The sequence below is a fragment of the Geothrix terrae genome, assembly GCF_022808775.1.
Classification (GTDB): Bacteria; Acidobacteriota; Holophagae; order Holophagales; family Holophagaceae; genus Geothrix; species Geothrix terrae.
This window is the reverse complement of sequence record NZ_JAKZLA010000008.1, coordinates 93,026-110,360: the sequence shown is the minus strand read 5'-3', so window position 1 is coordinate 110,360 and position 17,335 is coordinate 93,026. Positions and strand designations below refer to the sequence as shown.

Sequence of the window (17,335 nt, the reverse complement as noted above, 5' to 3'; positions counted from 1 at the left end):
GCCGGGGCAGGGCGTTCCTCCGGAGGCCCCCCGGCCGGGAAGGGGGGCTCAACGCCGCACGGCCCTTTTCGTAGACACCCCGTTCCCGGAGCCCCCATGCGCCTGCTCGCCTGCCTACTGGCCCTGCTCCTTCCCCTGCGGGCGGAGGACGCCGTGGATGACCTCGTCCGCGGCCACATGGCCCACGCCCACATCCCGGGTGCTGCGGTGGCCATCCTCCGCCATGGCCGGATCGAGAAGCTGGCCGTCTACGGGGTCGCCAGCTTGGAGTCCGGGAGCCCCGTCACGCCCGACACCCCCTTCCAGATCGCCTCCAGCACCAAGCTGTTCACGGGCGTCCTGCTCATGCAGCTGGTGGACGAGGGCAGGCTCCGCCTCGACGCGCCGGTCTCCACCTACCTGGGCGAGGTGCCACCCGCCTGGCGGGCCGTCACCGTGCGGCAGCTGGCCGCCCACGCCTCGGGCCTGAAGCCCGTCATGGCCACGGGCGGACCGGTCACCCTGGAGCAGGTCGTGAAGGGCACCCTGGCCGAGCCCCTGGCCACCGCGCCCGGTGCGGTCTCGGCCTACGGATCCGACGACTTCTCCGTGCTGGCCCTGATCCTGGAGAAGGCCGGCGGCCGCCCCTTCCAGGAGCTGCTGAAGGCGCGCATCTGGCAGCGCATCGGGGCCGCCGGCAGCGCCTTCGAGGACGCCACGGAGGCGGGCCTCACCCGCACGGCCGAGGTGATCCCCGGCCGGGCCTCCGTCTACCAGTGGCAGGGGGACCGCCAGCGCCTCCACTGGTTCCGCTATCCGCCCCACACTTATGCCGCCGGGGGCGCCTTCGTGAGCCTGCGGGACCTGGCCGCCTTCCTCCTGGCCCTGGACCAGGGAAGGCTCCTCGGCGCCGGACGGGAGGCCCTGTGGACGCCCTTCCGCCTGAACGACGGCCGTCCGGCCTCCTTCGGCGCGGCCTGGGTCGTGGGCACCTTGGCGGGGCGGCCTTGGGGCGGCCACAGCGGTGGGCCCGCCCTGGCGGACGTGATCTACCTTCCCCAGGAGCGCCTGGGCGTCATCGTCCTTGCGAACCAGCAGCGGCTCGCCCCGGTTCTGGCCCGGGCCATCGCGGCGCGCCTGCTGGGTTCCGGTCCCCTGGCCCAGGAAGCGGCGCCGACGGATCCGGACCCCGCCCTCACCACCCGCCATGCCGCCCTGATGGCGGCGCTGGTCCAGGGTCGCGCGGAGGCCTCGGCCTTCAGCGGCGAGGCCGCGAAGACCCTGCCCGAAGCCGCCGGTTGGCTGGATCTCCAGCTGCCGCCCTACGGCCCGGTCCAACGGGTGGTCTTCTTCGGCGAGCAGCGGCGGGAGGGGCGGCGCCTCCGGACCTACCGCGCCTTCCACACCTCGGGCGTGGTGGTGGCCTGGACCTTCACGCTGGACGGCGAGGGCCGCGTCGCGGACTTCGACCTGAAGGAGGAGTAGCCCTCAGAGCCCCAGCCGCACCTGATGGCCGCCCTCCTCGAACCAGAGGGCATCCGCGTCCGTGATGGAGGCCAGCGGCGCCGCGCCGGGCCCCAGGACGCAACGGGCCAGCCGCCCCGCCGGGCGGGCCATCGGATGCAGGTAGCAGCCCGGGAGCCGTCCCTCCTGGTCGGGCGCCAAGTCCGCAGCGGCCTCGATGAGGGCCCGGGGAGTCCCCACCTCCCGCCAAGGGAAGGGTTCGACCACTACACCGTGGTGGAAGGGCAGCCGAGGCCTCAGGTCGTTCACCTCGCTGGGCCCCTCCGGCAACAGGGCCAGGGCCTCCGGCGACCAGGCGGCGGCCCCCGTGAAGTGGTAGGGCCCCCAGGGCCCCGACACCCCTTTGGGCAGGACCCGGCCTTCGTGATCCATCCACACGGGGTTCCAGTCCCCGCCGGGATGGGGCACCAGCAGCCAGCTGAGGGTGGCCCTGACCCCGCCGTGGCCCTCGCGGTGGCGCTGCCGCAGCAGGTCGAAAGGCACCTCGTCGGCCCAGATGTCGGCGTTCCACACCAGCAGCTCGGCCGCCACGCGCCCCAGGGCATGGCGCAGGCCCCCGGCGCTCCCCAGCAGCTCCGGCTCGTCGCAGACTTCGATTCCATCCGCCACCGCCCGCAGCCGCTCGGGATGAAGGTGGGCGTTGCAGCCCAGGCACGAGGCGCCAGCGCCGCGGAGGGCTTCGGCGCCCCACTGCAGCAGGGGCTTCCCCCGCAGCGTCCAGGCCGGCTTTGGCAGGCAGGCGCTCAGAGGCCCCATGCGCGTGCCCAGGCCCGCGGCCAGGAGGAACCCATCGAGGGGCTCAGGCATCGGCATCTTCCGCTGCGCCGGGTTCCGCCGGCAGGGGCTTCAGGAGGAACTGTCCGGGGGCCAGGCCCCGCATGGACAGCACACGGATCCGCCAGCCCTGGAGCCGCAGCTCGTCGCCGGGGCGCAGCACGCGGCCCAGGCGCTCCTGGAAGAAGCCGCCCAGGCTCACGGACCCCGCCTCGGCCTGGAGGTCCAGCCCCAGGTGGTCCACCAGCTGCTCCAGCATGACGTCACCCTGGGCCAGCCAGGCCCCGCCGCGGGTCTTCCGGAGCTGGATGGCCTCGCGGTCGAACTCGTCCTGGATCTCGCCCACCAGCTCCTCCAGCACGTCCTCCAGCGTCACCAGGCCGTCCACGCCGCCGTGCTCGTTCACGACCAGGGCCAGGTGCTGCTTGCGCTGCTGGAACTCCAGCAGCAGGCCCTGGATGGGTTTCATTTCCGGCACGAAGAAGGCCGGCCGGGCCAGGGCGCGCAGGTCCACGGGCGCCGGACCGTCCTGCATGGCCCAGAGCAGCTCCTTGAGGTGCACGACGCCCACCACCCGATCCAGGTCGCCCTCCACCAGCGGGATGCGGGTGTGGATGGTGGTGCGGGCCAGGGCCAGGTTGGCCTCCAGATCCTGGTGGAGGTCGAACGACACCACCTGGGCCCGGGGTACGGCGATCTCCTTCACGGTGCGGCGGCTGAAGTCGAAGAGGTTCTCGATGAGCTCCTTGCGGTCGAGGTCCAGGCGCCCCTCCGCCTGGCTGCGCTCGAGCATGCGGCGGAACTCGGCCTCGGAGGGAACCAGGTCCTCCACGCCGGATTCGGGATGGATGCCCACGGCCCGCAGCACCAGGTGGCTCAGACGGATGAGGACCCAGGTCAGGGGGCGCACCAGGCGGGACCAGGCCAGCAGCGGGCCGGCGGTGCGGAGGGCCCAGGGCAGGGCGGCACGGATGGCCAGGCTCCGGGGCACCAGCTCCGCCAGCACCACGTCCAGGGTGGTCATCACCAGCAGGGCGAGGCCGGAGCTCACGGGCACCACCATCGCGGGCCAGGGCAGATGGCCGAACAGGGCGCGGAAGAGGTGGCTGAACAGCCCCTCCCCCACGGCGCCCAGGGCCAGGGCGCAAAGCACGATGCCGGCCTGGATCGAGGAAAGGTGGTGACCCAGCGCGCGATGGACCTCCAGCGCGGAGGCCGCGCGGGAGTCGGCGCCCGCCAGGGCCTCCAGCTGGGTGGGACGCACGCGCACGGCCGCGAATTCCGCCATCACGAAAAAGGCGCTGAGCAGGAGGAGGGCGACGCAGACGAGGGCGGCGAGGAGGGACACCTGGAACCTCAGCCCTTGGCGAGGTCGGATCCCCGCCGCAGGTGGTCCTGGACTTCCCGGAGGAGGGTATCCAGGTTCCGGAGGCGGTCGCGGTGCTCGGAGAGCTGGCCGTAGGCGGCCTGCTTCTCGCGCTCGAGCACCGCGTGGGCCTCCCGCTGTTCCGCCAGCTCCTGCTTCACGCGGGCCAGCTCTGCCTCCTTCTGGTCCATCCCGTTCATCAGCTCCAGCCGCTCGCCGTCGTGCTGGACGAGGGTTTCGTCGAGCTGCTGGCGCAGTCCCGCCACCTGGGACGTGAGCCGGAGGGCCTCCTTCTCGCGCTGCTGGAGCGCCTCCTGGCAGGACTGCAGCTCCTGCTCCCGCTCCTGGGCGCCAGCGACGCTGGCGGCGAGCTTGGCTTCCGCCTGCTTCAGGCGGGCCTTGAGCTCAGTCTGCTCCCGCTCCTGGGCCTGCGTGGCGGCCTTCAGCGCCGCCAGGTCCTTCTGGAGCCGGTCCGAGGTCGCCCGGGCGTCCTCGGCCTCCTGCCGGGCCGCGGCGAGGTCCCGGTCCCTGGCCGCGATTTCATCGAGATTCAGGGTGGCGGCTCCGATGCGCTCATGGAGGTAATCCTCGGCCTCCCGGAGCTGCTGATCCCTCACCCGCAGCTCCTCGCGGAGGGCGACGACCTGCTCCTCCAGCAGGTGGGCGCGGGTGGTGTCAGGGGGCCGTGTGGACCGGCTTTGTTTCGCGGCGGCGGGAACGGGAGGGGGTGGCGGCGGTTCAGGGCTGGGCGGTGGCGGAGCCGGCGGGGCCATCGCGCCTCGCAGGTTGTCCAGCCAGTCGTCGGCCCCCTCCACATCCGCCAGGTCGCCCAGCGGATTGTCCGGATCCACCACGCGCGTGGGCACCAGGGGCGAGAGGGCCGCCACCAGGGCGCTGGGGGCGATGGGCTTGCGCAGATAGAGGTCAGCCCTGCCCTTGAGGCTCTGATGCCTGCGGTACTCCTCTTCCGTGGCCTTGGCGCTGATGAGGGCGATCTTCAACGCGCCCAGGGCCGGTTGCCTGCGGAGGGTCGAGCAGAGCGCATAGCCCTTGTTGTCCGCCACCTCGACACAGATGAGCGCGGCCGCGAAGCCGCCCCGCTCCAGGCGCTCCACCACGCCGTCCGGCGAGCTGGCCACCTCCAGATCGAAGGCCGCCTCCAGGCTGACCTTGTGCTCCTTGAGGAAGCTCCGGTCGCTGTCCACAAGAAGGAGGCGCAGGCCCATGATTGATCCTTACCCTGGTTGAACCTTCGAGTTTACCCTGAACGACCGGAGCCCCGGGTGGACCGGGGCTCCGGATCGGGTCACGGCCAGGTTCAGCGGGGCGGGATGGCCAGGGTGATCTTCTGGGCCCCGTTGGGGCTCTGGATGAAGAGCAGCAGGGTCTTGCCGCCGGCCTTCTTCACCTGGGCGTTGAACTCGGCCAGGTTGTTCACGGGCTGCCGGCCCACCTCGGTGATGACCAGTCCGGGGGCCAGGCCGCGCTCGGCCGCCGGGGAGCGGGGATCCACGGAGGTCACCACCACGCCCTTGAGCCGATGCTTCAGGTCCATGGGCTCCACGGTGAAGCCGTAGGTCTTTTCCAGGTTGATGCCCTTCACCTCACCCTGGGACTTCTGGCCGCTCTCATCCTCGGGCTCCTCGCCGGAATCGCGGCGGCGCTGTTCCTCCAGGGCCTTCCGGTCCCCCAACGTGGCCGTCAGGGTGAGGGTCTTGCCATCGCGCCAGACGCTGAGCTTCACGGTATCGCCCGCCCGGCGGCTGGAGATCATGCTCACCAGCTCGTCCTGGCTACGCACGGGCTGGCCGTCCACCGCGGTGATGACATCCAGGCGCTGCACGCCCGCCTTATCCGCCGCCTGGCCCTTCTCCACGGTGCTCACCACCACACCCTCCTTGGCGCCGAGGGCGTCCTGGTAGGCCTGGTCCAGATCCTGGGGTCCCACCCCCAGGTAGCCGCGGCTCACCGGCTTGCCGCTGCGGAGGTCCTTGATGATGCGGTTCACCTGGCTGATGGGCACGGCGAAGCCGATGTTCTGGCCGGCGGGGTTGATGGCGGTGTTGATGCCGATGACCTCGCCCTTGAGGTTCAGCAGGGGGCCGCCGGAGTTGCCGCGGTTGATGGCGGCATCGGTCTGGAGGAAGGAGCTGACGCCGGTGTCCAGCTTGCGGCCCTTGGCGCTGATGATGCCCTGGGTGACCGTGTGCTCGAGGCCGAAGGGGTTGCCGATGGCCACCACCCACTCGCCGATCTTCAGGGAATCCGACTCACCCAGCTTGGCGAAGGGCAAGTGCGCCGCGTCGATCTTGATGAGGGCGATGTCCAGTTCCTTGTCCTTGCCCAGCACCGTGGCCTTGTAGCTCTTCCCGTCGCTGGTCTTCACCTCCAGGGAATTGTCCGCGGCGCCGCCCATGCTGGCGATGACGTGATAGTTGGTGAGGATCTCGCCTTGTGGGCTGATGATCACGCCGGAGCCGCCGGAGACCGCGCGCTGTTCGTCCTCGCCGCCCCTTGGCGACCGCCGCTGCTGCGGCCCGCCGGGGCCGAAGAAGAAGTCGAAGAAGTCATCGCCCCCGATCTGGGGGTGCTGGAAGCGCTGGTTCTTCACGAAACTGGTATTGGTGATGGCCACCACGGTGGGATTCAGCTTCTCGGCCACCTCCGCGATGGGCGGGAGGCGATCCGCGCCCCGCGCTTCCACCGTCACCGGCTTCTCCTCCTGCGCCTGGGCCTGCCAGCCGTAGCTGAGCCCCATCCCCAAGGCCATGCAGCCGGCCGCGAACGCGGACAACCCCAGGACCTGCTTCATCTGACGATTCATAGACTCCTCACTCCGCCGGATTCCGGCCTGCTTCTTTCGATGACCGCAGTCCCCCGAAGGTTCCCGCTGGCCATCCGGGGCCGCCCCGGATAATCTGAATGGTCCGACGGCGGCTGTAGCTCAGTTGGTTAGAGTACTGGATTGTGATTCCAGGTGTCGTGGGTTCGAGTCCCATCAGCCGCCCCAGATCAGCGCCCCGCGAAGCGGGGCGCCTTCATATTCGGGCGGCTGATGGGCTCGAACCCGCCCCGGCCATGCAGGCGCGGCCGGGATCCAGCGTCGAATGGGACCGCGGTCCCGACCGCCGGGTGGCGGAGCACGCGAAGCGCGCGGAGCCGGCCCCCGGCGAGGAGGGAGTGGCCCAGTGGGCTGTCGGGAGCGGGACCGGCTGACCGCGAAGCGGGATGCGGTTCGAGTCCGCCCCGGTGGGTCGAAGCCCTGGGTGGGGTGCCTGATTGGGACCCGAATTCGGCGAGGCCGTCTGAAACCAGGCTCCGGGCCCGCCCGGCCCGGCTCCACCCCCTTTGGCCACCCTCGCCCGGAGACCCGGCTTGGAGGAGAAGGTATAAACATTTTTTTTAGCCTATTGCTTACAGCTCAAGAGGCATTATTGTTAAATTCCTTCATTCTGAGTACACCATGCATGAAAACACTCCGCAGTCCCCTGACAACGAGGCCAACGAGGCGCCCGGGCCCCTTGGCCTCCTGAAGCGACCGGCCATCCGCCAGGCCTGCAAGCTCATCCTGGACACGGGCGTGGCGGCGCTCGCCTGGGTCGTGGCCACCAGTCTGGTGCGCCAGGACCTCCCAACGTCGTACGGCGTCGCCTCATGGGTGGCCTTCGCCATGGCGGTCAACCTCGCCTTCCGGTACACCAGCCAGCACTTCCGCCTGCTGGGGATCGAGGAGGCCGAATCCTTCATCTTCGGCACCATCGTCATGGTGTCCGTCCTCATCCTGGCATCCGCCTTCAAGGATCGCCTGGGCCTCGACCTCGATTCCCACAACCTTCTCCTGGTCGCGGGGCTCATCACCTGTCCCATGTGGCTCGCCCTCCGGCTCGTCTTCGTGGCCGGCTACCAGCGCCTGTCACAGCGCAGGTTCGCCACGCGGGATCGGTTGGATCCCGCCGGAAACCACGGGCATGCCATCCACCGGACCCTCATCGTCGGGGCGGGCCGGGCGGGCGCCCTGCTCTGCCAGGAGCTTCGCGCGAACCCCCAGCTCCAATGCGAGGTGGTCGGGTTCGTGGACGACGCCCTCGAAAAGCAGGGGGTCCGGATCCACGGCATCCCCGTCCTCGGGCACAGCCACCTCCTGCCGGTCTTCATCAAGGAGCGCCAGGCCACCCAGGTGATCCTGGCCATGCCGCGCGTGCCCGGCGCCAAGCTGAAGCAGCTGAGCGAGGTGCTCCAGATCCAGGGCGTGCGGGTGAAGACCGTCCCCGGCATCTCGAACCTCATCGGGGACCGCCCCTGGAAGCCCGAGCTCCGGGACATCGCCATCGAGGATCTGCTCCGGCGGGAGCCCGTGACCCTGGACCTCAGCGCCATCAGCCAGGAGGTGGAGGGCTCCGTGGTGCTCATCACGGGCGCGGGCGGCTCCATCGGCAGCGAACTGGCCCGGCAGGTGGCCCCCTTCCGCCCCGGACGCCTGGTGCTGCTCGGGCGGGGGGAGAACAGCCTGTGGGAGGTGGAGCGGGACCTGCGCAAGCAGTTCCCGGGCATGAACCTCGCCGTGGAGCTGTGCGACATCCGGAACCCCCTCCGGCTCCAGCGGGCCTTCGAGTCGTGCAACCCGGCCATCGTCTTCCACGCGGCGGCCCACAAGCATGTCCCCTTCCTCGAGCGGAACCCCGAAGAGGCCATCGAGAACAATATCTTCGGCACCCTCAACGTCCTGAGGGCGGCCCTCGCCGGCGACGTCCGGATCTTCGTCAACATCTCCACGGACAAGGCGGTGAACCCCACGAACGTGCTGGGCGTGTCCAAGCGGATCGCCGAGTCCCTGGTCATGCAGGCGGCGGACGAGGCCCCGGCGGACCGCCGGTTCGTGAGCGTCCGCTTCGGGAACGTCCTCGGCAGCCGGGGCAGCGTGATCCCCCTCTTCCGCGATCAGATCCGGACCGGCGGCCCCCTCACGGTCACCCATCCGGACATGACGCGGTATTTCATGACCATCCCCGAAGCCAGCCAGCTGGTCCTCCAGGCGGGCGTCCTCGGGGAGACGGGGAAGGTCTTCGTCCTCAACATGGGCGAGCCCGTGCGGATCGTGGACATGGCCATGGACATGGCCCGCCTCTCCGGCCTGTCCCCGGGCATCGACATCGACATCCAGTTCACCGGCATGCGGCCCGGGGAGAAGCTCTTCGAGGAGCTCTTCACGGATAGTGAGCACGGGAATGGGGACCCCCAGGCCAAGGTGTTCGAGGCCATGCAGCCCCCTCCCGATCCTTGGCTCCTGGATGTCTCCCTGCAGAAGCTCCGGGATGCCATCCACCTGCCTGAGGGCCAGCGCCAGCGGGAGATGCTCCGCTGCTTCAAGCAGCTCGTGCCCAGCTACCAGCCTTCCTCGCAGGGCCTCGGGCGGTACGCCGAGGCCGCCTCCGGCCCCTCCCCGCCCGTGCTCGAGGAAGTCCCCCTGTTCAACTGACCCTCTGTGATCCCTACCAGATTCCGACCTGGAGGCCCCGCGCCAGGTAGGACCAGAGGGTGGGGTGATATCGCAGCTCCGAGGGCAGGCTGGGCCGGAAGGGTTTGAGGTTCCCGTGAAGCGCGTCCTCCACGGCCTTCACTGCGATGGGGCGGAAGGCGGCCGCCTGCAGGTAGAAGTAGGTTGCGAAGTTGTCCCGGCGGCCGGGCGTGAACCGGGCCTGGTAGATCACATCGCCCGTGTCGACGCCCGCGTCCACGAGGTGGACCGTCACGCCCGCGTGGTCGGGGTCGCCGCTGGCGAGGGCCCAGTATCCGCCGGCCTGCCCGCGGTACTTGGGCGTGATCCCGGAGTGGAAGTTCATCACGGGCACCCGGATGGCGCTGAGGGTCTCCTTCCCGATGATGCGCGTCCCGAAGACGATCACCACCTCCGGCTGGAGCCGGGCCAGGGCGTCCCGGCAGGCCCGGCTGTTCACGGAGCCGATGGGGAGGATGTCACAGACGGGGCTCGGCTGCGGATCGAGGCCGTGCTCCTTGATGATCTCCCGGATGCGGTCGCGGCTGCCCTTGGCGATGAGCCGGTTCAGGACCAGGAATCCGAGCTGGCCCACCACCGTGAGGAGGCCCTGCCGCTTGATCCTGCGCCGGATCTGGGCAGAGCGGCGCTCCTTGTCCTCGGTGAGGACTGTGATGGGCCCGAACCGCTCCGTGAGGGCGTTGATGATGATCCAGGAGTGGGGTGAACCGTTCGTGATCGCGACGATCGCAGCCATGGCGGGTCGATGTTATCACAACAGTTCATGCCGTTACCGATGCCTACGACCCTTGATCCACCCCTTGAATCAATCCAGGCCATTCCAAACCTTATCAAGGGGTGCCAATCTGTCCCTTGAAGCGATCCCGAAGGGAGGCCGTGTGAATTCCGACGGTCCATTTCCGATCCAATCCCGGTCCAATATCCCGCCCCGGCATGGTTTCACCGAATCCCACTCGGAGAACCTGCTGCGGGATTCGGTGCTCATTGCGGCGGCACTCACGGGCGCGCAGGTGGCTTTGGTCATGCAGGACGACATCGGCGCCTGGTACCGTGATGGCAGTGGCCTCACGAGCGAACAGCTTGCGGATCTTGAGCCGGCCCTGTCCCAAGGACCCGACCCCGAATCGAGGGCCCTCCTGCTCGAGAAATACGGGCTTCTGATCGCCGAAGCCCTGCCTCTGGTCGATGAGAGGCACATGGTCATTGGCTCTCTGGGCGTGCTATCACCGGAGCCGTTATCTCTTTCCGAGGTCCAACGGGACGGGCTGAGATTGCTGGCTGAACATATCCAGAGCATCGTGAGCATGGATCGTCAAAGATCCGAATCGCGCACCACACCGCGCTCGCCTTCGGCTGCGTCTTTTGTGCCGGGACTCGTCCATGAGCTCGGCAGCTTCATATTCGGGATCTCGGCGAGCCTGGACGCCTTTGAGGCAAGGTTCGCGGACGTGGGCGGGATGGGTAAGTACGGAGCCAACATCCGGAGAAGTCTGGACCGGATGAGCGCCTTCATCGTGGAGCTGAGGGAATACGGGTACCCACAGGGGCTCTCCTGGACCCTGCTCGCGCTCGAGCCCTTGCTGCGGGAAGCCATCGAGCACAATCTTCCCCTGGCGGCGAAAAACGGCCTTGATCTTCAACTTCACATTGAAGGGTCCTTGCCAGCGGTCAATGCTGACAAGCAGGGCCTGCAGTCGGCTTTCACCCGCATGATTGGACTTGTTCTGCAGCAGGAGGAACCAGGCGGCCACGTGGCACTCGATGTCGCAAGCAGCCATTCGGGAAGCAGGACCGTGGTCACCGGGCACCTGGATTTCCCTGATGCGAAGATGAAAAATGTCGATACGGCCCGCCTGTTCGAACCCTTCTACTTCCGGGTTTCCGGAATGGGCCGGCTCACACTGCCAGGAGCCCGGCGGGTTTTCGAGGCCCACGGAGGGACCCTGACCGCGGGTCCTGGGGCCGAAGGAAGGATGAGGATCAGGTTCACGCTGCCATCGGAATTGTCCTATCCTTTGCGAGCAGCCAGTCAACCTTGAGGGTTCCATGGCGAAGGCGAAGATTCTGGTCGTGGACGATGACGAAGTCATTGTCTTCGCGATTCGGGATTACCTGGAGCTCCGCGGCTTCACCGTGGATGAGGCGGAGACCTGCGCGGAAGCGGAGATCAGGTATCGCGCAGACGTTTATGATGCCGTCACGCTGGATTACTCCCTGCCGGATGGGAACGCCATTGAGCTGCTTCCGAAGCTCAAGGCCATCGATGCCGGAGTCCCCATCATCCTTCTCACCGGGTATGCAAGCATCGAACTCGCCGTTCGAGCCATCCAGCTTGGAGCCGAGCAATTCCTGGTGAAGCCCCTGGATCTTCCCGCCCTTCTTGTGGTGATCGAGCGGGCGCTTGAAAACCAGAAGAACCGTAGAAAGCAGCTGGCTCGTGACTCGGCGGATCAACCCCAGCGCGCGGTGGATCCCTTCATCGGGGAGAGTCTTGCCATCCATGAGCTGGAGGAGCAGGCCCGTCTCGCGGCTGCGACCGAGAGCCCCATTCTCATTCTGGGCGAGACAGGCACAGGGAAGAGCGAACTGGCCCGATGGCTCCACCGAAACAGCTCGAGGGCTTCAGAGCCGATGCTCGAACTCAATTGTGGAGGGCTCAGCAAGGATTTCTTGGAATCAGAGCTATTTGGGCACGAGAAGGGGGCTTTCACAGGGGCAGTCGGGGTCAAGGTCGGCCTGCTTGAAGCCGCCCACCGCGGGACCGTTTTCCTGGATGAAATCGGGGACATGGACATACAGATTCAGCCGAAAGTCCTTAAAGCCCTGGAAGAAAAGCGCTTTCGTCGATTGGGTGGACTCCAGGACCGGAAGGTGGACTTCCGCTTGATCGCCGCCACCCATCAGCCGCTGGATCGGCTTGTCCAGGAGCAGCTCTTCCGGTCGGACCTCTTCTACCGCATCAGTGCCATCCAGATCCATGTGCCCCCACTGCGCGAGCGTGCCGAGGATATCCCCACCTTCGGCCAGGTTCTCCTGAACCGGTTGACCAACGATTGCGGGCGGGAGCCGATGCGTCTCTCCCAGGGGGCACTGATGAAGCTCAAGCATCATTCCTGGCCCGGGAACATCCGCGAGCTCCGCAACGTCCTGGAAAGGGCCTTGATGGGTGCCAAGTCTCCCATGATCGAAGCGCAGAACCTGGATTTCGCCTCCAGTCCCGACAGCAAGGGATCTGTGGGGCTCTCCAACTTGACCCTGAAGGAGCTGGAGCAGCATTACATCATCCAGGTCCTCAATGAGGAGGGTGGACATGTGGATCGGGCTGCCAAGCGGCTCAATATCCCCCGGAGCACCCTCTACCAAAAACTCAAGGCTTACGGACCCGAATCGTCCAGATTCTAGAATTCAGATCCAAAGTTCAGACATGATCCTTTCCAAGGGTTCGTCCCCACTCTGTTTCGTTGTTATTAATACTTGTAACACGCGATTTAACAAGTTGTGATCCGGTCGGTTCGTGGTGGCACCTCCGTTGCTGTTCGTTAGCTGCGGAGGTTCTAATGCAGGTCAGAAAATTTTTCACCACGCTTCAGGGGATGGCCATTGTCGGAATGCTGATTCTGACGGCTGCCTGCTCCGGAGGTGGCGGCAGTAATGGTTCAGGAAATGCAGGCACGACTGCCCCGGCGGATGCCGTGACTGTCGCCCTGGTCGGTGTCCCAGCCGATGTCAATGTCAGCGACACCGTGCCCGTCACGGCCCAGGTCCAGGGGGCCACCAACATGGCCGTGACCTGGACGGTCGACAACATCCCGAACGGCAATAGCGAGGTAGGCACAATCTCCGGCAGCGGGAACGCCGTCACCTACACGGCCCCCACGACGGAAGGCAGCTACATGCTGGCGGCCACCAGCGTCATGGACACCACCAAGTCTGCCAAGACCCAGGTGCATGTCCGCAAAGCCACCAATACCGCTACCGTGACGCTGAGCCCTGCAGGCGCGACCATCAGCACCGGTGCCACGCAGGCCTACTACGCGGCGGTGTCTGGCACCGAAAGCCAGACGATCACCTGGTTCGTGGATAACGTCTCCAACGGCAACGCCACGGTTGGCGCCCTCACGCCCAACGGTGACGGGGCCCACATGCTCTACACGGCTCCGGCAGCAGGTGGCACCCACACGATCAAGGCCGTGGCGACTAACGCATCCAACGCCAGCGTGAGCGGGTCCACCACCGTCACGGTGCAGGGAACCCTCGCCCCTTCCGTGCCACCCGCCATCACGACTCAGCCCCTAAGCATTGCCGTGAACGCGGGCCAAACGGCCACCTTTAGCGTGGTCGCCACGGGCACCGCCACCCTGAGCTATCAGTGGAGCAAGAATGGGACCGCGATCAGCGGCGCCACCTCCGCAAGCTACACCACGCCGGCCACCAGCACCGCGGACAGCGGCGCAGCGTTCACCGTGGTGGTGACCAATGCCGCGGGCAGCGTGACCTCCAGCGCGGCGACCCTCACGGTGAACGCCGTGAATGGTGTCCAGACGGGATGGGCCGGGTTCGGCTATGCCACCACCGGAGGCGCTGGGCAGCAGGTGGTCCACGTCACCAACCTCAACGACTCGGGGCCCGGAAGCTTCCGCGCCGCCGCAGGTTCAAACCGGACCATCGTGTTTGACGTGGCGGGGACGCTTCCCGTATCGAGTCCCATCAACTTCAGCTCATGCTCCAATGTCACCGTTGACGGGACTTCAGCACCAGCTCCGGGCATCACCTTCACCGGTTACCAGATGGTGTTCTCCAGCTGCAACAATATTATCGTTAAGGGGATACGGAATCGATGCGGCATTGCCGGAAGCAATGGCGAGGGCATCCAGTTCCAGCCTGACAACTACAACGTGGTGATCGATCACTGCTCCTTCTCGAACTACGGGGATGAAGGGATCGACATCTGGCACGGGAACCATGACTTCACGATCCAGAACTGCATCATCGGAGCAGGAATGCCGGGGAGTCCCAACTACCCTTGCTTGATCGGTGGTGGTAATTACAACATCACCTTCTACCACAACCTGATCTCGAACGGTTACTACCGCATTCCGGCTATTGGTTGGGATGACGCCAACGGAACCGCCGCTCCTGGGATCTGCGCCGAAGTCATCAACAACGTCGGATGGAAATACTCATCCAACTACGGCATTGAAATCTACTGGGGCGCGAAGGCCAACGTGCTTGGGAACTACATGTATAACGCGGTCAATCCAGGCAATACGGCCGCCGTTCACGTTGACACGAGCAGTGGCGCCCCGGCTCAGTGTTATTCCAGTGGAAACTTCTCAAAGGATGGATCCAGCATTGGCAACAATATGTCCTCTCCATTCCCCGTGCCCTCCGCGGCCCGGATCACGGCGACCAGCGCCCTGGATGGAGCCAACTACGTGAAGGCCAATGCCGGATGTCGCGTGGGTGGACTCGATGCTTATGATCAGGCCCTCATCAACGACTTGAGTTTCTAGGCAAGTCTGGAACCAGCCTCCTTGGTCATCGCGGTGCAGAAGTTTCACCAGATGACCAAGGAGTTGCTGCGTGCGGAAAGACGTTCCATTGTTGCGGATCGCGGCGAGCGGATGCGGCGGCCTTCCACCTGTCGCACCGGACGGAACGGTACGTCCCAGGCCTGCCCTGGGTCCGGTCAGCGCTGCGGTCCGTTCCCCGACAAGGTGTTGCGAGAGACGCCCTCTACGGACGAATCGGAGGAGTTGATCCCGCGGCCCAGGTTGCCCGTCACGGTGTTTCCGCTGATGGTGTTCCCCTTGCAAAGGTACTGGAGGATGCCATCTCCGGCATTGCCCGTGATGGCGTTCCCCGTCAGGGTGCAATGGTCCGCCCCGTTCCGCAGGAGGATGCCGAGGCCGTTCTTCCCCACCCGATTGTTGGTGATCTGCACGCCAGCGCAATTGGAGATCTCGATGCCGGCGCGCGGCGAGGGACTGAGCGTGTGCGCCCCATTGCCTGTGCTCGTGTTGCCATCCACCACAACGCGAGAGATCCAGGCCCGGCCCGTGTGGGCTTGGGGCACTCCGATCTCGAGGCCGTACCCGGCGTTGTCCACGAACGTGCAACCCGTGATGAGGACGTTGTCCACCGTATCGCCGGCGTTGGGTTCGATGTCCAGGCCATCCTCCGGGAGGGTACCCGCGGTGTTCTTGAAGGTGGAATCCCGGACCACGATGCCCTTTCCGCTGGTGATCGACATCCCCTGGCGCCGGTTGTGGTCTGCGGTTACGCCGCAAAAAGTCACCCCTTGGCTGGAGGACACATAAAAACCATCTCCCCAGCACTCCTTGGCAGTGACACCCGCGACCACCACCTGCCGGGCCTGCGCGAGGGAAAGGCCGTGGCCCCACTCACCTCCCTGGCCGGTGTGGCCCGCCCGCTCACCCAGGAGCGTACCGCCGGAGATGGTCACCCGCTCCGCCCTGGAGACCAGGAGGATCGCGGAATGGGCCGAACCATTCGGGATGGCCTTCAAGACGGCCCCAGGAGCAAGGGCCAGCGTCATGTCGCTCCTCAGGCGCACCGATACGAGCGCGTTGACAAGGTAAGTCCCCTTCGGGACGCTCACGGTCCCACCCGTGCCGGCCACCACGTCCACTGCCCGTTGGATGGCCTGGGTATCGTCGGAGATACCGTCGCCCCGGGCCCCCCACTTACCGTCCCGGACATTGATGACCAAGGTGGATTTCGGGGCGGGCACGCACCCTTGGCCAGGCAGACTCGCGGTTCGTCGACCGGGCCCGCCTGCAGCACCGCTGGTGGCACCTAGAAGGCCAGCCAGCAGCGCTCGGAGCAGGGGAGAAGGAGGGTTCATCGCATGCATGGCGGCGACCTGTCGGGAGTCTGTGCGGATGGTAGCCCCGTCCCGACTGCCCATCAAGGCATGTTGAGCTACTCAATTGCTTTATTTCACACGCATGGTGCTAGAATAATCCGATGTTGCATCTGTCTTCTGTGGGGATTTTATGAGGGACGCATTCCTGCCCTTCAGCCCGCCTTCCATCGGGAACGAGGAGCGCGACGAGGTGATGGACACCCTGAGGTCCGACTGGATCACCACGGGTCCGAAAACCAAGGCGTTCGAAACCAAGCTGAAGGACTACTTCGGCGCGCCGGCCGTGGTGGGCTTCAATTCATGCACGGCGGGCCTCCATGTGGGCCTGTTGGCCCTGGGTGTCGGACCCGGTGACGAGGTGCTCGTCCCCTCCATGACCTTCTGCGCCACGGCGAATGTCGTCGAACACGTCGGGGCAAAGCCGATCCTCGTGGATGTATCTCCGGACACCCTCAACATGGACCCGGAAGCCGCGGCCCGGGCCATCACGCCCAGGACGAAGGCCATCCTCCCAGTCCATTACGCCGGGCACCCAGTGGATCTGGACGCCATCTTCGCGCTGGCTGACCGCCACGGCCTCCAGGTCCTGGAGGACGCCGCCCACGCCATCTCCGCCCGCTACCGCGGCCGCTTGGTGGGCTCCCGGTCCAACCTCGCGGCATTCAGTTTCTACGCCACCAAGAACATCACCACCTCGGAGGGCGGCTGTCTGACCGGGGATGCGGCGCTGGTCGAGAAGGCACACATCTACGGCCATCACGGGATGAACCGCGACGCCTGGAAACGCTTCGATCGGAGCGGCTCCTGGTACTACGAGGTCGTCCTGCCAGGGTTCAAGTACAACATGACGGATATCCAGGCGGCGCTCGGCCTCCACCAGCTGGACCGGCTGGTGGGGTTCCAGCGGCGGCGGCGGGAGGTGGTGGCCGCCTACGGGAACCGGCTTGGGCGGCTCACCTGTCTGGAACTCCCCATTGAACGCCCGGAGGTGGAGTCGAGCTGGCACCTCTATGTGCTCCGCCTGCGGCTGGATCAGCTCAGGATCGACCGAAACGCCCTCATCGAAGGCCTCAAGGCACGCAACATCGGGACTTCGGTGCACTACCTCCCCGTGCACATGCACCCGTATTACCGGGAGAAGTATGGCTACCGGACCGAGGATTGTCCCGTGGCCGCGGATGCCTTCAGCCGGATGCTGAGCCTCCCCCTGCATCCAGGGATGACCGATCAGGATGTCTCAGACGTCTGTGAGGCCCTGGAAGACCTCCTCGGTTCGAGCCAGGCCTAG

12 protein-coding genes and 1 tRNA gene are annotated in these 17,335 nt (G+C 66.5%); 7 read left to right on the top strand and 6 right to left on the bottom strand.

Features of this window, described 5'->3' with window-relative positions; translation table 11 throughout:
- Positions 1–96: 96 nt before the first annotated feature.
- The gene (locus MLE42_RS14430) at positions 97–1,464 is read left to right on the top strand and encodes a serine hydrolase domain-containing protein (protein WP_243288577.1); all 1,368 of its coding nucleotides are present in this window, start codon (positions 97–99) and stop codon (positions 1,462–1,464) included.
- Positions 1,465–1,467: 3 nt separating this feature from the next.
- Here the strand turns inward: MLE42_RS14430 and MLE42_RS14425 are convergent, their stop codons facing one another.
- The 4 genes from MLE42_RS14425 to MLE42_RS14410 all read right to left on the bottom strand — a co-directional run bounded on the left by MLE42_RS14425 (position 1,468) and on the right by MLE42_RS14410 (position 6,467).
- Positions 1,468–2,310: an NTP transferase domain-containing protein gene (locus MLE42_RS14425; protein ID WP_243288576.1), complete on the bottom strand. Its 843-nt coding sequence runs from the start codon at positions 2,308–2,310 to the stop codon at positions 1,468–1,470.
- Positions 2,303–3,625 carry a hemolysin family protein gene (locus MLE42_RS14420; protein ID WP_243288575.1) on the bottom strand — a complete coding sequence of 441 codons (1,323 nt, stop codon included), beginning with the start codon at positions 3,623–3,625 and terminating at the stop codon, positions 2,303–2,305. The genes MLE42_RS14425 and MLE42_RS14420 overlap by 8 nt, the downstream gene beginning before the upstream one ends.
- A gap of 8 nt (positions 3,626–3,633) precedes the next feature.
- Positions 3,634–4,869, bottom strand: a complete 1,236-nt coding sequence (locus tag MLE42_RS14415) for a response regulator (protein WP_243288574.1) — start codon at positions 4,867–4,869, stop codon at positions 3,634–3,636.
- A 92-nt stretch (positions 4,870–4,961) separates the two neighbouring features.
- Complete coding sequence (locus MLE42_RS14410) at positions 4,962–6,467, bottom strand: Do family serine endopeptidase (RefSeq protein ID WP_243288573.1); 1,506 nt, start codon at positions 6,465–6,467, stop codon at positions 4,962–4,964.
- Positions 6,468–6,576: 109 nt separating this feature from the next.
- On the opposite strand from MLE42_RS14410, the gene MLE42_RS14405 reads away from it, so the two are divergent.
- Positions 6,577–6,653: transfer RNA gene (locus tag MLE42_RS14405), tRNA-His, on the top strand.
- A 453-nt stretch (positions 6,654–7,106) separates the two neighbouring features.
- Positions 7,107–9,119 (top strand): nucleoside-diphosphate sugar epimerase/dehydratase, encoded by a 2,013-nt coding sequence (locus MLE42_RS14400; RefSeq protein ID WP_243288572.1) that lies wholly within the window; start codon positions 7,107–7,109, stop codon positions 9,117–9,119.
- A gap of 13 nt (positions 9,120–9,132) precedes the next feature.
- Here the strand turns inward: MLE42_RS14400 and MLE42_RS14395 are convergent, their stop codons facing one another.
- The gene (locus MLE42_RS14395) at positions 9,133–9,894 is read right to left on the bottom strand and encodes a formyl transferase (protein WP_243288571.1); all 762 of its coding nucleotides are present in this window, start codon (positions 9,892–9,894) and stop codon (positions 9,133–9,135) included.
- A gap of 142 nt (positions 9,895–10,036) precedes the next feature.
- Between MLE42_RS14395 and MLE42_RS14390 the strand changes: the two genes are divergently transcribed.
- The 3 genes from MLE42_RS14390 to MLE42_RS14380 all read left to right on the top strand — a co-directional run bounded on the left by MLE42_RS14390 (position 10,037) and on the right by MLE42_RS14380 (position 14,671).
- Positions 10,037–11,197, top strand: a complete 1,161-nt coding sequence (locus tag MLE42_RS14390; RefSeq protein ID WP_243288570.1) for a sensor histidine kinase — start codon at positions 10,037–10,039, stop codon at positions 11,195–11,197.
- 7 nt (positions 11,198–11,204) lie between these two features.
- Positions 11,205–12,560, top strand: a complete 1,356-nt coding sequence (locus tag MLE42_RS14385) for a sigma-54-dependent transcriptional regulator (protein ID WP_243288569.1) — start codon at positions 11,205–11,207, stop codon at positions 12,558–12,560.
- Between the two features lie 155 nt (positions 12,561–12,715).
- Positions 12,716–14,671 (top strand): hypothetical protein, encoded by a 1,956-nt coding sequence (locus MLE42_RS14380; RefSeq protein WP_243288568.1) that lies wholly within the window; start codon positions 12,716–12,718, stop codon positions 14,669–14,671.
- A gap of 176 nt (positions 14,672–14,847) precedes the next feature.
- On the opposite strand, the gene MLE42_RS14375 is transcribed toward MLE42_RS14380, so the two are convergent.
- Positions 14,848–15,912, bottom strand: coding sequence for a right-handed parallel beta-helix repeat-containing protein (locus MLE42_RS14375; protein WP_243288567.1), 1,065 nt, complete (start codon positions 15,910–15,912; stop codon positions 14,848–14,850).
- Positions 15,913–16,177: 265 nt separating this feature from the next.
- Here MLE42_RS14375 and MLE42_RS14370 point away from each other — a divergent pair, with 265 nt between their 5' ends.
- Positions 16,178–17,335 (top strand): DegT/DnrJ/EryC1/StrS family aminotransferase, encoded by a 1,158-nt coding sequence (locus MLE42_RS14370; RefSeq protein ID WP_243288566.1) that lies wholly within the window; start codon positions 16,178–16,180, stop codon positions 17,333–17,335.

What these genes read in the sequence shown, in the direction of transcription:
- MLE42_RS14395 (WP_243288571.1), bottom strand. Translation starts at nt 9,894, where the DNA reads ATGGCTGCGATCGTCGCGATCACGAACGGTTCACCCCACTCCTGGATC.
- MLE42_RS14430 (WP_243288577.1), top strand. Translation starts at nt 97, where the DNA reads ATGCGCCTGCTCGCCTGCCTACTGGCCCTGCTCCTTCCCCTGCGGGCG.
- MLE42_RS14380 (WP_243288568.1), top strand. Translation starts at nt 12,716, where the DNA reads ATGCAGGTCAGAAAATTTTTCACCACGCTTCAGGGGATGGCCATTGTC.
- MLE42_RS14385 (WP_243288569.1), top strand. Translation starts at nt 11,205, where the DNA reads ATGGCGAAGGCGAAGATTCTGGTCGTGGACGATGACGAAGTCATTGTC.
- MLE42_RS14415 (WP_243288574.1), bottom strand. Translation starts at nt 4,869, where the DNA reads ATGGGCCTGCGCCTCCTTCTTGTGGACAGCGACCGGAGCTTCCTCAAG.
- MLE42_RS14425 (WP_243288576.1), bottom strand. Translation starts at nt 2,310, where the DNA reads ATGCCTGAGCCCCTCGATGGGTTCCTCCTGGCCGCGGGCCTGGGCACG.
- MLE42_RS14400 (WP_243288572.1), top strand. Translation starts at nt 7,107, where the DNA reads ATGCATGAAAACACTCCGCAGTCCCCTGACAACGAGGCCAACGAGGCG.
- MLE42_RS14370 (WP_243288566.1), top strand. Translation starts at nt 16,178, where the DNA reads ATGAGGGACGCATTCCTGCCCTTCAGCCCGCCTTCCATCGGGAACGAG.
- MLE42_RS14410 (WP_243288573.1), bottom strand. Translation starts at nt 6,467, where the DNA reads ATGAATCGTCAGATGAAGCAGGTCCTGGGGTTGTCCGCGTTCGCGGCC.